Source organism: Arenivirga flava, assembly GCF_030161575.1.
GTDB classification, from domain to species: Bacteria; Actinomycetota; Actinomycetes; order Actinomycetales; family Microbacteriaceae; genus Arenivirga; species Arenivirga flava.
Genome location: NZ_BSUL01000001.1, coordinates 2278757 through 2292277, shown reverse-complemented (window position 1 = coordinate 2292277; position 13521 = coordinate 2278757). Strand labels below are relative to the sequence as shown.

Sequence of the window (13521 nt, the reverse complement as noted above, 5' to 3'; positions counted from 1 at the left end):
TCAGCGTGCGACGTGCTCCACGAGCTGCTCCGCGAGACCGGTGTAGCCGCCCGGCGTGAGGGCGAGCAGACGCTGCTTGGCCTCGTCGCCGATGTCGAGGCCGCGGACGAATTCGGCGAGGTCCTCGGCGCCGACGCGGCGGCCGCGGGTGAGCTCCTTGAGCAGCGCGTAGGGGTCGGAGATGCTGCTGCGGCCGGCGGTGATCTCGGCGCGCACGACGGTCTGGATCGCCTCGCCGAGCACCTCCCAGTTGCCGTCGAGCTCGGCGGCCAGCGCGGTGGCGTTCACGGCGATCTCGCCGAGGCCGCGGCTGATGTTGTCGAGGGCCAGCAGCGAGTGGCCGAAGCCGACGCCGATGTTGCGCTGCGCGCTCGAGTCGGTGAGGTCGCGCTGCAGGCGGCTCGTCACCAGGGTCGCCGCGAGCGAGTCGAGCACGGCGCTCGAGAGCTCGAGGTTCGCCTCGGCGTTCTCGAAGCGGATGGGGTTGATCTTGTGCGGCATCGTCGACGATCCGGTAGCCCCCGCGACGGGGATCTGGGTGATCCAGCCCATCGAGATGTAGGTCCAGATGTCGGTGGCCAGGTTGTGCAGGATGCGGTTCGTGTGGGCCACGCGCGTGTACAGCTCGGCCTGCCAGTCGTGCGACTCGATCTGCGTCGTCAGGGGGTTCCAGTCGAGGCCCAGCGAGGTGACGAACTCGCGCGAGATGGTCGGCCAGTCGAGCTCGGGACCGGCCGCGAGGTGCGCCGAGAAGGTGCCGGTGGCGCCGCTGAACTTGCCGAGGTACTCGATGCGCTCGAACTGCTGCAGCTGACGCTCGAGACGGTGCACCACGACGGCGAACTCCTTGCCGAAGGTGCTCGGGGTGGCGGGCTGGCCGTGGGTGAGCGAGAGCATCGGCAGGGCGCGATGCTCGATCGCGAGGGCGCGCAGCTGCTCGACCACGCCGCGCAGCTTGGGCAACCAGACCTCGGCGACCGCGGCGCGAACGGTGAGGGCGTAGGAGAGGTTGTTGATGTCCTCGCTCGTGCAGGCGAAGTGGGTGAGCTCGGCGATGCCGCCGAGGCCCAGTTCGGCGAGGCGGTCGCGCACGAAGTACTCGACGGCCTTCACGTCGTGGCGGGTGGTGCGCTCGTACTGCGCGAGCTGCTCGATCTGCTCCTGGCCGAACTCGGCGACGACCCGGCGCAGGGCCTCGGCCTGCCCGGCCTCCAGCTTGCTGGCGCCGAAGAGCTCGTGCTCGGTGAGGTAGAGCAGCCACTCGATCTCGATGTGCACGCGGGCGCGGTTGAGGCCGGCCTCCGACAGGTGCTCGCCGAGGGCCGCGACGGCCCCCTGGTAGCGTCCGTCGAGCGGGCTCAGGGGCTGGGTGGGCAGGCTCATGCGTCTCCTCGTGGTGCGGGGGTCCCGGCCAGGGCGGGGGTGATCTGGCGCAGCAGGGCGCGGCAAGCGCGCTCGACCGTGACGAGCACGGTGTCGAACAGCGCCGCGTCCGAGTAGTAGGGGTCGGGCACGTCGAGGCTGCCGGTCTGCAGCGGATCGAAGCTCAGCAGCAGCCGCACCTTCGCGGCCTGCCGCTCGTCCGGCGCGAGCGCGCGCAGTGCCCGCTCGTGCCCGTGGTCGAAGGCGATCACGAGGTCGAGATCGGCGAACCAGTCGGCATCGAACTGCCGTGCGCGATGCGTGGTGCCGTCGTAGCCGCGGCGGTCGAGGGCGTCGACCGTGCGATGGTCCGCGCGCTCTCCGACGTGCCAGTCGCCCGTCGCGGCGGAGTCGACCCGGATCCGGTGCTGGTAGCCGGCGTCCTCGATGAGCTTGCGGAGCACCGCCTCCGCCATGGGCGAGCGGCAGATGTTGCCGGTGCAGACGAAGCAGATGCGGAACGCCGGGGGGCCGTCAGCGCGCCGCTCGAAGGTCATGGCGCCATTGTCCCGCATCGAGCGCTCCTCCACATCCGCTCGCCGGCCACCGATCCGGCCCCGCGCGGTCGGTCGGCACCCGCCGCTCGCAGACTCGGCGGGACAGGTGATCTCCACGGGGAGGACGAGCGGATGAGCGGACTGCTGGGCGCGGGAACGGCGGATGCGGTGGCGACGGCGGTGGACGCGGCGCTCGCGGCCGCCGCGGAACGAGCGAGGGAGGCGACGGCGCTGCTGCCCCCGGGACCGCCGCCGGAGTGGCGAGGCGCGGTGAGCGCGAGCTACGCCATGCACCTCGATGCGCTGCGCACCCGAACGGCCGCGCTCGCGCCGCAGTTGGAGGATGCTCGCAGGCTCGTGCTCACGATCGGTCGGGGCGGGATCCTTGGCTGAGTTGCGCGTGACCGCCGGCGGCGTGGCGGTGGAGACGGGAGCGCTGCTCGAGCAGTCGCTGCGCCTGCACCGGGCCGCCGGCCTGCTGGCCTCGAACGGGAGAGCGCTGGCTGCCGCCGGCGCGGAACTGCGGAGCCTCGGCGGACCCGCCGCAGTCGCCTCCGGCCGGGTCGAGGAGCTGAGGTCGCGGTGCGCGACCGCCGCCGAGGAGGCCCACCGGATGGCCGAGGCGCTGCGCGCGGCGGCCGGGAACTACGGCGCCGCCGAGCAGGGCTCGGGCGCCGCCGTGACCGCGCTGGCCGCGATGCTCGCCGGCGAGCTCGGGCGGGTGGCTCCCTTCCTGCTCGCCCTCGGTATGGGACCGGGCCGCATCGTCGGGCTGCTGGCGGCAGCGGCGGCCGGGCAGTCGGTGCCGTGGGTGCTCCTCGCCGGGACCGTGGTGCTCGCCGACCCCGAACGCCGTCGCGAGGTGCAGGCCGGGCTCGAGGCCATCGGCCCGAGGGTGCTCGCCGACCCCGCGGTGGTCGCCGCGATCCGGCTGGCGGTGCAGAGCAGCGACGACCTCCTCATGGGCTGGGCGCAGCTGCCCGGGCCGATGCGCCAGCTGCTCGGCGAGTCGGGCCTCGGCGTCGTCGACGCGCGCGACACGGCGGGATGGCTGCTCGGGGTCGGTGGCGCGCTCGGCCTGCTGCGCGAGACCCCGGTCGCCGTCGCCGCCCGACAACACGAGACCGTGGCCCCCGCTGTGACGGTGCAGGAGCGCGTCGAGCGCATCCCCCACGCCGGCGACGGCGAGCAGATCCGCGTCGAGCGCTTCGAGGACGGCTCGGGCGAGCCGCGCTTCGAGGTCTACATCGGCCCCACCCTCTCCGCGGAGCTGCGCACCGGCGACGAGCCCTTCGATCCGGCGAGCATCGTGGGTTTGATCGCCGGGGACCACGCCGGCTCGCTGCGCGCCGTGGAGGCGGCGCTGCGCGAGGCCGGTGCACGACCCGGCGACGCCGTCATGGCCGTCGGCTACTCGCAGGGCGGGATGGTCGCCGCGGGCCTCGCCGAGCGATCGGAGTTCGACGTGCAGGGCCTCATCACCGTCGGCGCGCCGACCGCGAACATCGCGGTGCCGGAGTCGACGACGGTCATCGCCCTCGCGCACGACGACGACGGCCTCGCCCACGCGGGCGGCGAGCCCGGACTGCAGCACTCGGTGACCGTCGAGCGCGCCGCACTGCCGAAGGGCTTCGCCTTCGGCGGCGACCTCTTCCCGGCGCACGACCTCGGCCGCTACGCCGAGACCGCGGGCATGGCCGACGCGCACGACGACGAGCGCCTGCAGGCGGCGATCGCCGAGTTCGAGGCTTTCGGCGCGTCGTCCGAGGTGCGCGAGGCGACGACCTTCCGCGCCACGCGGGTCGAGCAGTGAGGCGTCAGCCGTTCCGCTCGCGGGTCAGCGGACGCAGGATGAGGTTCAGCGCGCCGCCGATCAGGCCGAGCACCAGCGCGCCGAGCACGCCCCACCAGAAGCCATCGACCACGAGGCCGAATCCGGCCAGCGAGGTGAACCACGCGACGACGAGCAGCAGCAGGCCGTTCACGATGAACGACAGCAGGCCGAGGGTGAGGATGTACAGCGGGAACGCGACGATGCGGATCGCGTTGCCGAGGATGCCGTTCACGAGCCCGAAGACGAGCGCCACGAGCAGGTAGGTCACGACCGTGGCGAAGCCGTCGCCATCGTCGAAGGACACCACGCTCACGCCGGCCACGATCAGGGTCGTGAGCCAGAGGGCGACCGCGTTGACGACGAGCCGGATGAGGAAGCGGCGCATGGCTCCCACTATAGGGTTGGCCCATGACGAGCCCGGTGGTCCTGCGCCCCGAGATCGCCGCCCTCCCCGCCTACCGGCAGGGGCGTCAGGCGGCTCCCGGCGGCTTCAAGCTCTCCTCCAACGAGAACCCCTACGAGCCCCTCCCCGGCGTCCTGGAGGCGATCGGCGCGCAGACCGCGATCAACCGCTACCCCGACGCCACGGCGGCGGCGCTGCGCGAACGCCTGGGGGCCCGCTACGGGCTCGAAGCCGATCAGGTGCTCGTCGGCGCCGGTTCGGTCTCGCTGCTGCAGCAGTTCATGGTCGCCGCGGCCGGCCACGGCGACGAGATCGTCTACCCGTGGCGCTCCTTCGAGGCCTACCCGCTCCAGGTGGCGATCACCGGTGCGACCAGCGTGCAGGTGCCCAACCGGTCCGACCACTCGATCGACCTCGTCGGGCTCGCTGCGGCGGTGACGGAGCGCACCCGGGTGGTCGTGGTCTGCACGCCCAACAACCCGACCGGCACCGTGATCGACGAGGCCGCCTTCCTCCGCTTCATGGACGCCGTGCCGGCGACGATGCTCGTGCTGCTGGACGAGGCCTACGCCGAGTTCACCGACCGCGCCGAGGCGGTCGACGGCGTGCCGCTGCTCGAGCGGTTCCCCAACCTGGTCGTGCTGCGCACCTTCTCGAAGGCGTACGGGCTCGCCGGTCTGCGCATCGGCTACGCCCTGGGCGACGCCGAGCTGCTGGCCGCCGCCCAGACCGCCGGGATCCCGCTCTCGGTCACGGCCGTCGCCGAGGCCGCGGCGATCGCGTCCCTCGACGCCGAGCCCGAGCTGCTCACCCGTGTCGCCGAGATCACCGCCCGCCGCGACCGGTTGCAGCGGGGTCTCGTGGAACAGGGATGGCCGGTGCCGCGATCCTCGTCGAACTTCCTCTGGCTGCCCGCCGGCGCTGCGACGACCGACCTCGCCGAGGCGCTCATGGACGCCGGATTCGTCGTGCGCGCCTTCCCGCCGGAGGGTCTGCGCATCTCCGTGGGCGAGGCCGAATCTGTCGACAGCCTCCTGCGTGCGACCGCTTCCCTTGTGCACCTCCTCCCGACGGGTGCCCGGACCGCGGGATAGATTGGACCCCTGCGCCCGCCCACCCGATGGGTTCGGCGCGCCCCGACGCCCCGAAACAGAACCTGCGAGGTCCGCGTGCCAGAGACATCGGCGACGATCCAGCTGCTCTCCCCGAGGGCCGGCTGGTCGAGAACGCCGCGAACGAGGAGCTGCACGCCCTCGTCCGCGAGCTCGACGAGGCCCAGCTGCGGCGGTTCCACCGCGACATGACGGTGACGCGGCGCTTCGACGTCGAGGCCGCGAACCTGCAGCGGCAGGGTCAGATGGGCCTCTGGGTGCCGAGCTTCGGCCAGGAGGCCGCCCAGGTGGGCTCCGCCTACGCGCGCCGTCAGCAGGACCACGTGTTCCCCTCCTACCGCGAGCACGCGGTGGCGCTGGCGAACGGCGTCGACCTGGTCGACGTCATCGAGCTGCTGCGCGGCAACACGCACGGCGGCTGGGACCCGAAGCACGTCAACAACTTCCACCTCTACACGCTCGTGATCGGCTCGCAGGCGCTGCACGCCAACGGCTACGCGATGGGCATCGGCCTCGACGGCGCCTACGGCTCGGGCGACGTCGAGCGCGACGAGGCGGTCATCGTCTACTTCGGCGACGGCGCGACCAGCCAGGGCGACGTCAGCGAGGCGTTCGTCTTCGCTGCGAGCTACAACACCCCGCAGGTCTTCTTCCTGCAGAACAACCACTGGGCCATCTCGGTGCCCGTCGAGCGGCAGTCGCGCACCCCGCTCTACCTGCGCTCCACCGGCTTCGGCATCCCCGCGATGCAGATCGACGGCAACGACGTGCTGGCCAGCTACGCGGCCACGCGGATGAGCATGGATGCGGCCCGCACCGGTCAGGGCCCGCGCTTCATCGAGGCGCTCACCTACCGCATCGGCGCGCACACCTCCTCCGACGACCCGACCAAGTACCGGGACAGCGCGGATGTGGACGCCTGGCGTGCGAAGGACCCGATCTCCCGCTTCGAGACGTACCTGCGCGCCCTCGGCACCGAGGAGTCGTTCTTCGACGAGGTGCGCGAGGAGGCGGAGGCGGTCGCCGCCGATGCGCGCGCCCGCACCCTGTCGATGACGCCGCCCGACGCATCCGTCATCTTCGACCACGTGTACACGGACCCGCATCCGCTCGTCGCGGAGCAGAAGGCCTGGCTGGAGCGCTACGAGGCCTCGTACGGAGAGAACGCATGAGCACCGAGCTGACCGGGCAGCAGAGCCTGCCCCTCGCCAAGGCCATCAACGCCGGACTGCGCAAGGCGATGCAGGACGACGACAAGGTGCTGATGCTCGGCGAGGACATCGGCCCGCTGGGCGGCGTGTTCCGCGTCACCGAGGGGCTGCACGCCGAGTTCGGCGGCAACCGGGTGCTCGACACCCCGCTGGCCGAGTCGGGCATCATCGGCAGCGCCATCGGCCTGGCGATGCGCGGCTACCGCCCCGTCTGCGAGATCCAGTTCGACGGGTTCATCTACCCCGGCTTCGACCAGATCACCTCGCAGCTGGCGAAGCTGACCAACCGCCACCAGGGCGCCCAGGCCTTCCCGGTCGTCATCCGCGTGCCCTACGGCGGCCACATCGGGGCGGTCGAGCACCACCAGGAGAGCCCCGAGGCGTACTTCGCCCACACGGCCGGCCTGCGCGTGATCAGCCCCAGCACGCCCCACGACGGCTACTGGATGATCCAGGAGGCCATCCGCTCCAACGACCCGGTCATGTTCTTCGAGCCGAAGAGCCGCTACTGGCCGAAGGGCGTCGTCGACTTCGACGGCAACCCGACGCCGACCCACGCCAGCCGCGTGGTGCGTACCGGCACCGACGTCACGGTCGTCGGCCACGGCGCCATGGTGAGCGTGCTGCTGCAGGCGGCCGAGATCGCCGAGCAGGAGGGCACCAGCATCGAGGTCGTCGACCTGCGCTCGCTCTCGCCGGTGGACTACGCCCCGCTGGTCGCCTCGGTCAACCGCACCGGCCGCCTGGTCGTGGCGCAGGAGGCGCCGCAGCACGTGAGCCTCGGCTCGGAGATCGCCGCGACGATCGCCGAGCGCTGCTACTACTCGCTCGAGGCGCCTGTGCTGCGCGTCTCGGGCTTCGACACCCCGTTCCCGCCCGCCAAGGTCGAGTCGGTCTACCTGCCGGACGCCGACCGCGTCCTCGAAGCCGTCGACCGCGCCCTCGCGTACTGACCGGCCCGTACTGATCGGCACTGAAGGAGTCACCGTGAGCGCCAACGAGTTCCCCCTCCCCGATGTGGGCGAGGGTCTGACCGACGCCGAGATCGTGCAGTGGAAGGTGCAGCCCGGTCAGACGGTCGCCGTCAACGACGTGATCGTCGAGATCGAGACGGCCAAGTCGCTCGTCGAGCTGCCGTCGCCCTTCGCGGGCGTCGTCGACGCCCTGCTCGTGCAGGAGGGCGACACCGTCGAGGTGGGCACCCCGATCATCCGGGTGGCGGATGCGGGCGAGGGCGCGCCGGAACCGGCCCCGTCGGCCGCGACCGGCCAGGCCGCCGCCGAGGTCGCCCCCGAGCAGACCGCGGTGCCGCCGACCGAGATCGTCGCCGCCCCCGAGTCGGAGGAGGCGGCTCCGGAGCCGGCCGAGGAGGGATCCGGCGCCGTGCTCGTCGGCTACGGCTCCGCCGGCCACGCGACGTCCCGCCGCAGGGGCCGGCCCGCCGCATCCGCTCCGGTGACCGAGCCGATCACGCGCCCGGCGAGCGGTCCCGTGCTCGCGAAGCCGCCCATCCGCAAGCTCGCAAAGGACCTCGGGGTCGATCTCGCCACCGTGACCGCGTCCGGCGGCGCCGGCGAGGTCACCCGCGACGATGTCGTCACGGCCAGCCAGCGCCAGTCGAGCACCTTCCGCAACACCCGCACGCCGGACTGGCCCGTTGAGCGCACCGAGCGGATCCCCGTCAAGGGCGTGCGCAAGGCGATCGCGAACGCCATGGTCGAGAGCGCCTTCACCGCACCGCACGTGGGCGTCTTCGTCGACGTGGATGCGACCCGCACCATGGAGTACGTGCGCCGGTTGAAGACGACGGCCGAGTTCGAGGGCATCCGCATCTCGCCGCTGCTCATGGTCGCCAAGGCCGTGACCTGGGCGGTGCGTCGCAACCCGCGCGTGAACTCGTCGTTCAACGGCGACGAGATCATCGTGCACAACTACGTGAACCTCGGCATCGCCGCCACGACCCCGCGCGGTCTCATCGTGCCGAACGTCAAGGACGCGCACGCGATGAGCCTCGTCGAGCTGGCCGGCGCCCTGCAGGACCTGACCGCCAAGTCCCGCGAGGGCAAGGTGCAGCCGGCCGACATGGCGAACGGCACGATCACGATCACGAACATCGGCTCGTTCGGCATGGACTTCGGCACGCCGATCCTCAACCCCGGCGAGGTGGCGATGATCGCGCTCGGCACGATCAAGCAGAAGCCCTGGGTGGTCGACGGCCAGGTCGTGCCGCGCTACGTGACCACCCTCGGCGGCAGCTTCGACCACCGCGTGGTCGACGGCGACGTGATCAGCCGCTTCATCGCCGACGTGGCGAGCGTGCTCGAGGAGCCTGCGCTGCTGCTCGACTGAACCTCTCATCGCGCCGCCGCTCCTGCGGCGCGAGTGCGCGAGGAGCGACCGAGCGCGGTCGCTCCCCCTCGCGGGCTCGGGTGCCGAGGGCTGCTCGCCGGTGACGCAGGCAGCGTGGTGGCTGAGTTTGAGAATGACTATCAGTAGGCGTAGCCTGCTCGGCATGCAGAACCCGAAGCTCGTCGGCGCCCTCGCGCTGCTGCCCGTGACCGCACTCGTGCTGGCCGGCTGCGCCAGCGGGCCGGATGCGGATGCGGGCACCGTCGAGACCGGCGAGGCCGCCATCACGATCGTCGCCAGCACCGACGTCTACGCCGACATCGCGCGCGCCGTCGCCGGCGAGGGCGTCGAGGTCGACGCGATCATCGAGGGATCGGCGCAGGACCCGCACTCCTACGAGGCGAACGCGCGCGACCAGCTCGCCATCAGCCGTGCGGACATCGTGATCGAGAACGGCGGCGGCTACGACCCCTTCATCGACACGCTGGTCGAGGCCAGCGGCACCGAGGCCGCGGTGCTCAGCGCCTCCGAGCTCTCCGGCTTCATGCCGGGCGAGGAGGGCGAGGCGCACTCGCACGCGGAGGAGGATCACGCCGCCGACGAGGCTGCCGACGACCACGCCCACGAGGAGGGCGAGGGTCACGACCACGCCCACGACGAGGAGGCGCACGCCGACGAGGCGGGCGGTTCCCACGAGGGCCACGATCACATCGAGGGCTTCAACGAGCACGTCTGGTACTCCTTCCCGGCGGTCGACGCGCTCGCCCACGAGCTCGTGCACGTGCTGGGCGACCTCGACGCCGACCGTGCGGACGAGTTCCACGAGAACTACGAGGCGCTCTCGGCGCAGCTCACCGAACTGCAGGACCGTGCGACCGGCATCGCCGCGACCGGCAGCGTCGCCATCACCGAGCCGGTTCCGCTGTACCTGCTCGAGGCCGTCGGCCTGCAGAACGTCACCCCGGAGGACTTCAGCGAGGCGATCGAGGAGGGCACCGATGTGAGCCCGGCCTCGCTCGCCTCGACGCTGGCGCTGTTCGACGGCGGCGACGTGGCGCTGCTTGCCTACAATGAGCAGACGAGCAGCCCCGAGACCGAGCAGGTGCGCGAGGCCGCCGAGGCCGCGGGGGTCCCCGTGGTCGACTTCACCGAGACCCTGCCGGAAGGCGACGACTACGTGAGCTGGATGACGGCGAACCTCGATGCGGTCGAGGAGGCGCTCGCCGCGTGAGCCCATCCGCTGACGGCGGCGCCGGGATCCTCACGATCCGCGGCGCCGCTCTCGCTCTCGGAGGCCGGACCCTGTGGTCCGGCCTCGACCTCGTGCTGCGCGGGGGCGAGTTCCTCGCCGTGCTCGGCGCGAACGGCACGGGCAAGACCAGCCTGCTGCGAGCCATCCTCGGCCAGCAACGCCTCGACGCCGGCGGCATCGAGCTGGACGGGCGGGCGGTGCGCCGCGGCGACCGCCGCATCGGCTACGTCCCGCAGCAGAAGCTCATCCAGCCGGGAACGCCCATGCGCGGCCGCGACCTCATCGGCCTCGGCGTCAACGGCCACCGCTTCGGCCCGCCGATCACCACCCGCGGTGAGCGCGGGCGCATCGACGAGCTCGTCGCCGCCGTGGGCGCCGAGCGCTACGCCGACGAGCCGGTCGGCAACCTCTCCGGCGGCGAGCAGCAGCGCCTCCGCGTCGGCCAGGCGCTCGCCGGGGATCCGCGGCTGCTGCTCTGCGACGAGCCGCTCATCAGCCTCGACCTGCAGCACCAGCGCGGGGTGAGCGGACTCCTGGACGCCCGTCGCCGCGATCACGGCACACCGGTCGTCTTCGTGACGCACGACGTGAACCCCGTGCTCGGCATGGTCGACCGCATCCTCTACCTCGCCGCCGGCGGCTACCGCATCGGCACCCCTGACGAGGTGCTGCGCAGCGAGGTGCTCACCGGGCTCTACGGAACGCCGGTCGAGGTCATCCGCTCGGGCGGACGCATCATCGTCGCCGGGCTGCCCCAGCACACCGACCACCATCCGGAGCACGACGGATGAACGGCGCCGACCTCTGGAACCGCATGTTCTCGTTCGAGGACTACGGCGCACTGCTGCAGCTCGTGCAGAACTCGATCATCGCCGGTGCGGTGCTCGGCATCGTGGGCGGCCTGATCGGCGTGTTCATCCTGCAGCGCGACATGGCCTTCGCCGTGCACGGCATCAGCGAGCTCTCGTTCGCGGGCGCCGCCGGCGCGCTGCTGCTCGGCGTCAACGTCGTCGCGGGATCCCTCGTCGGTTCCCTGGCCGCGGCGCTCATCATCGGGTTGCTCGGCTCCCGGGCGCGCGACCGCAACTCGATCATCGGCGTGCTCATGCCCGCGGGCCTGGGCCTGGGCATCCTGTTCCTCGCCCTCTACCCCGGCCGCAGCGGCAACCAGTTCGGCCTGCTGACCGGGCAGATCATCGCGGTCGACTCCCCGCAGCTGGGTCTGCTCATCGGCATCAGCCTGCTCGTGCTGCTCGTGCTGCTGCTCGTCTGGCGACCGCTGACCTTCGACAGCCTCGACGCCGACGTCGCCGCGGCCCGGGGCGTGCCGAGCCGATGGCTCTCGCTCGGCTTCATGGTGCTGCTCGGCCTCATCGTCGCCGTCAGCGTGCAGATCATCGGCGCGCTGCTCGTCATGGCCCTGCTCGTCACGCCGGCCGCCGCGGCGCTTCGGGTGAGCGCCTCCCCCGTGCTGGTGCCCGTGCTCAGCATGCTCTTCGGCTTCGTCTCGGCCGTCGGCGGCATCCTGCTCGCCATCGGCGGCTCGCTGCCGATCAGCCCGTACATCACGACGATCTCGTTCCTCATCTACCTCGGCTGCCGCGTGCTCGGAGCACGTCGGAACCGGGTGCGCTCCTAGCTGCGACGGGTACCGTGGAGGCATGGTCGTGAAGAGGAACACCTGGCAGCGCGAGGCCGTCCGCGAGGCGCTCGACGCCAGCGAGGGCTTCGTGAGCGCCCAGACCCTGCACGACCGGCTGAAGCACACCGGTTCGCAGATCGGGCTGGCGACCGTCTACCGCGCGCTGGCCGACCTCGCGAGCGGCGGCGACGCCGACTCGCTGCAGCAGGACGGCGAGAGCCTCTACCGCGCCTGCACGCCGGGCAGCCACCACCACCACCTCATCTGCCGCAACTGCGGCCTGACGGTGGAGATCGAAGCGGATGCGGTCGAGCAGTGGGCACACTCCGTCGCGGCCGAGCACGGCTTCACCGAGGCGCACCACGTGGTCGACGTCTTCGGCCTCTGCGCGGCCTGCACCGCGAAGGCGGCGGCCGGCGAGCTGCGGGACTGACCGCATCCGACTGGCGGCTTCCGTCGTCCTGGGGTACTCTCGTGAAGTTGGCCGGAAACCGGCCAGCTTGCGCGTGCCTGCGGGGCGACCTGCGGATGCGTGCCGACAAGTGACCTTGGGTAGGGCTCGTCCCTACGGTAACCGCATGGAGGAAACCATGGCAGCAGTCTGCCAGGTGACCGGAGCCGTTCCCGGCTTCGGGCACAACATCTCGCACTCGCACCGGCGCACCAAGCGCCGTTTCGACCCGAACGTCCAGAAGAAGACCTACTTCGTGCCCTCGCTGCGTCGTAACGTCACCCTCACGCTGTCCGCCAAGGGCATCAAGGTGATCGACGCCCGTGGCATCGAGTCGGTCGTCAAGGACCTGCTCGCCCGTGGGGAGAAGATCTGATGGCCAAGCAGCAGGACGTCCGTCCCATCATCAAGCTCCGGTCGACGGCCGGTACCGGGTACACCTACGTGACCCGTAAGAACCGCCGCAACGACCCCGACCGCCTCGTGCTCAAGAAGTACGACCCGGTCATCCGCAAGCACGTCGACTTCCGCGAGGAGCGCTAAGCATGGCCAAGAAGAGCAAGATCGCCCGTAACAAGCAGCGCGAGGTCATCGTCGAGCGGTACGCCGCGAAGCGCGCCGAGCTCAAGAAGCAGCTCGTCGACCCCAACTCGACACCCGAGCAGTTCGAGGCCGCGCGCCTCGGCCTGCAGAAGCTGCCCCGCGACGCCTCGCCGGTGCGCCTGCGCTCGCGCGACGCCATCGACGGCCGCCCCCGCGGTGTGCTCAGCAAGTTCGGCATCAGCCGTGTCCGCTTCCGCGACATGGCGCACCGTGGCGAGCTTCCCGGCATCACCAAGTCCAGCTGGTAGGTTGACGACGGCCCTCACGGGCCGCGGCCCCCGGGCCATCACCTGAAACCAGCGATCCACGCCCCTCGGGGCGGGGATCGGGAGCAAGGCAGCGCGGTGACGCGCTCGAGGTCCGAGGAGGACATCTATGGCTGACAACACCCTCAACCGCACTGACCTGGTCGCGAAGATCGCGGCGGAGACCGGCGAGAGCCAGGCGTCCGTCAACGGCACGCTCGACGCGCTGTTCTCGGTCGTCTCGAAGGCCGTCGCCGATGGCACCAAGGTCTCCATCCCCGGCTGGCTCGCCGTCGAGCGCACGCACCGTGCCGCTCGCCCCGGCCGCAACCCCGCCACCGGCGAGACCATCCAGATCGCTGCCTCGAACAGCGTGAAGATCTCGGCTGGCAGCAAGCTCAAGGCTGCGGTCAAGTAACTCGACCCGCCTCGGCGAGGGGAGGAGCGCTTCGGCGCCCCTCCCCTTCGTCGTTCCCGGACCTGCCGTCGCGTGCCGCATC

The 13521-nt window shown here is 71.5% G+C and carries 17 protein-coding genes; 14 read left to right on the top strand and 3 right to left on the bottom strand.

Annotated elements, in window-relative coordinates; translation table 11 throughout:
* On the bottom strand, positions 1–1383 hold the full coding sequence (gene purB, locus QQK26_RS11030; RefSeq protein ID WP_284232684.1) for an adenylosuccinate lyase: 1383 nt from the start codon (positions 1381–1383) through the stop codon (positions 1–3).
* Positions 1380–1919 (bottom strand): low molecular weight protein-tyrosine-phosphatase, encoded by a 540-nt coding sequence (locus tag QQK26_RS11025; protein WP_284232682.1) that lies wholly within the window; start codon positions 1917–1919, stop codon positions 1380–1382. The genes purB and QQK26_RS11025 overlap by 4 nt, the downstream gene beginning before the upstream one ends.
* A gap of 132 nt (positions 1920–2051) precedes the next feature.
* Between QQK26_RS11025 and QQK26_RS11020 the strand changes: the two genes are divergently transcribed.
* Together QQK26_RS11020 and QQK26_RS11015 are read left to right on the top strand one after the other, a co-directional pair.
* Positions 2052–2312: a hypothetical protein gene (locus QQK26_RS11020; protein WP_284232680.1), complete on the top strand. Its 261-nt coding sequence runs from the start codon at positions 2052–2054 to the stop codon at positions 2310–2312.
* Positions 2305–3732, top strand: a complete 1428-nt coding sequence (locus QQK26_RS11015; protein WP_284232678.1) for an alpha/beta fold hydrolase — start codon at positions 2305–2307, stop codon at positions 3730–3732. Before QQK26_RS11020 ends, QQK26_RS11015 begins: the two co-directional genes overlap by 8 nt.
* A gap of 4 nt (positions 3733–3736) precedes the next feature.
* On the opposite strand, the gene QQK26_RS11010 is transcribed toward QQK26_RS11015, so the two are convergent.
* The gene (locus tag QQK26_RS11010; RefSeq protein ID WP_284232676.1) at positions 3737–4138 is read right to left on the bottom strand and encodes a phage holin family protein; all 402 of its coding nucleotides are present in this window, start codon (positions 4136–4138) and stop codon (positions 3737–3739) included.
* Between the two features lie 23 nt (positions 4139–4161).
* Here QQK26_RS11010 and QQK26_RS11005 point away from each other — a divergent pair, with 23 nt between their 5' ends.
* From QQK26_RS11005 to QQK26_RS10950, 12 genes are all read left to right on the top strand, one after another.
* Positions 4162–5250 carry a histidinol-phosphate transaminase gene (locus QQK26_RS11005; RefSeq protein WP_284232674.1) on the top strand — a complete coding sequence of 363 codons (1089 nt, stop codon included), beginning with the start codon at positions 4162–4164 and terminating at the stop codon, positions 5248–5250.
* Positions 5251–5276: 26 nt separating this feature from the next.
* Positions 5277–6440: a thiamine pyrophosphate-dependent enzyme gene (locus QQK26_RS11000; protein WP_284232669.1), complete on the top strand. Its 1164-nt coding sequence runs from the start codon at positions 5277–5279 to the stop codon at positions 6438–6440.
* Positions 6437–7432 (top strand): alpha-ketoacid dehydrogenase subunit beta, encoded by a 996-nt coding sequence (locus QQK26_RS10995; protein ID WP_284232667.1) that lies wholly within the window; start codon positions 6437–6439, stop codon positions 7430–7432. The genes QQK26_RS11000 and QQK26_RS10995 overlap by 4 nt, the downstream gene beginning before the upstream one ends.
* A 34-nt stretch (positions 7433–7466) precedes the next feature.
* Complete coding sequence (locus QQK26_RS10990; RefSeq protein WP_284232665.1) at positions 7467–8828, top strand: dihydrolipoamide acetyltransferase family protein; 1362 nt, start codon at positions 7467–7469, stop codon at positions 8826–8828.
* Between the two features lie 163 nt (positions 8829–8991).
* Complete coding sequence (locus QQK26_RS10985; RefSeq protein WP_284232663.1) at positions 8992–10059, top strand: metal ABC transporter solute-binding protein, Zn/Mn family; 1068 nt, start codon at positions 8992–8994, stop codon at positions 10057–10059.
* A complete protein-coding gene (locus QQK26_RS10980; protein ID WP_284232661.1) occupies positions 10056–10871 on the top strand; it encodes a metal ABC transporter ATP-binding protein in 816 nt (271 codons plus the stop codon). The genes QQK26_RS10985 and QQK26_RS10980 overlap by 4 nt, the downstream gene beginning before the upstream one ends.
* Positions 10868–11719, top strand: a complete 852-nt coding sequence (locus tag QQK26_RS10975; RefSeq protein WP_284232659.1) for a metal ABC transporter permease — start codon at positions 10868–10870, stop codon at positions 11717–11719. Before QQK26_RS10980 ends, QQK26_RS10975 begins: the two co-directional genes overlap by 4 nt.
* A 22-nt stretch (positions 11720–11741) precedes the next feature.
* Entirely contained in the window at positions 11742–12155 is a 414-nt protein-coding gene (locus tag QQK26_RS10970) for a Fur family transcriptional regulator (protein ID WP_284232657.1), read from the top strand.
* Positions 12156–12312: 157 nt separating this feature from the next.
* Positions 12313–12549 carry a 50S ribosomal protein L28 gene (rpmB, locus tag QQK26_RS10965; protein WP_284234568.1) on the top strand — a complete coding sequence of 79 codons (237 nt, stop codon included), beginning with the start codon at positions 12313–12315 and terminating at the stop codon, positions 12547–12549.
* Positions 12549–12716, top strand: coding sequence for a 50S ribosomal protein L33 (gene rpmG, locus QQK26_RS10960; RefSeq protein ID WP_168916676.1), 168 nt, complete (start codon positions 12549–12551; stop codon positions 12714–12716). The genes rpmB and rpmG overlap by 1 nt, the downstream gene beginning before the upstream one ends.
* Positions 12717–12718: 2 nt before the next feature.
* Positions 12719–13024 (top strand): 30S ribosomal protein S14, encoded by a 306-nt coding sequence (gene rpsN / locus QQK26_RS10955; RefSeq protein ID WP_284232650.1) that lies wholly within the window; start codon positions 12719–12721, stop codon positions 13022–13024.
* Between the two features lie 127 nt (positions 13025–13151).
* Positions 13152–13439 carry an HU family DNA-binding protein gene (locus tag QQK26_RS10950; RefSeq protein WP_284232648.1) on the top strand — a complete coding sequence of 96 codons (288 nt, stop codon included), beginning with the start codon at positions 13152–13154 and terminating at the stop codon, positions 13437–13439.
* Positions 13440–13521: the final 82 nt, after the last annotated feature.

Bases quoted from the DNA above. Each gene is read 5' to 3' on its own strand.
- purB (WP_284232684.1), bottom strand. From the start codon at position 1,383: ATGAGCCTGCCCACCCAGCCCCTGAGCCCGCTCGACGGACGCTACCAG.
- QQK26_RS11025 (WP_284232682.1), bottom strand. From the start codon at position 1,919: ATGACCTTCGAGCGGCGCGCTGACGGCCCCCCGGCGTTCCGCATCTGC.
- QQK26_RS11020 (WP_284232680.1), top strand. From the start codon at position 2,052: ATGAGCGGACTGCTGGGCGCGGGAACGGCGGATGCGGTGGCGACGGCG.
- QQK26_RS11010 (WP_284232676.1), bottom strand. From the start codon at position 4,138: ATGCGCCGCTTCCTCATCCGGCTCGTCGTCAACGCGGTCGCCCTCTGG.
- QQK26_RS11005 (WP_284232674.1), top strand. From the start codon at position 4,162: ATGACGAGCCCGGTGGTCCTGCGCCCCGAGATCGCCGCCCTCCCCGCC.
- QQK26_RS11000 (WP_284232669.1), top strand. From the start codon at position 5,277: ATGGGTTCGGCGCGCCCCGACGCCCCGAAACAGAACCTGCGAGGTCCG.
- QQK26_RS10995 (WP_284232667.1), top strand. From the start codon at position 6,437: ATGAGCACCGAGCTGACCGGGCAGCAGAGCCTGCCCCTCGCCAAGGCC.
- QQK26_RS10985 (WP_284232663.1), top strand. From the start codon at position 8,992: ATGCAGAACCCGAAGCTCGTCGGCGCCCTCGCGCTGCTGCCCGTGACC.
- QQK26_RS10975 (WP_284232659.1), top strand. From the start codon at position 10,868: ATGAACGGCGCCGACCTCTGGAACCGCATGTTCTCGTTCGAGGACTAC.
- QQK26_RS10970 (WP_284232657.1), top strand. From the start codon at position 11,742: ATGGTCGTGAAGAGGAACACCTGGCAGCGCGAGGCCGTCCGCGAGGCG.
- rpmB (WP_284234568.1), top strand. From the start codon at position 12,313: ATGGCAGCAGTCTGCCAGGTGACCGGAGCCGTTCCCGGCTTCGGGCAC.
- rpmG (WP_168916676.1), top strand. From the start codon at position 12,549: ATGGCCAAGCAGCAGGACGTCCGTCCCATCATCAAGCTCCGGTCGACG.
- rpsN (WP_284232650.1), top strand. From the start codon at position 12,719: ATGGCCAAGAAGAGCAAGATCGCCCGTAACAAGCAGCGCGAGGTCATC.
- QQK26_RS10950 (WP_284232648.1), top strand. From the start codon at position 13,152: ATGGCTGACAACACCCTCAACCGCACTGACCTGGTCGCGAAGATCGCG.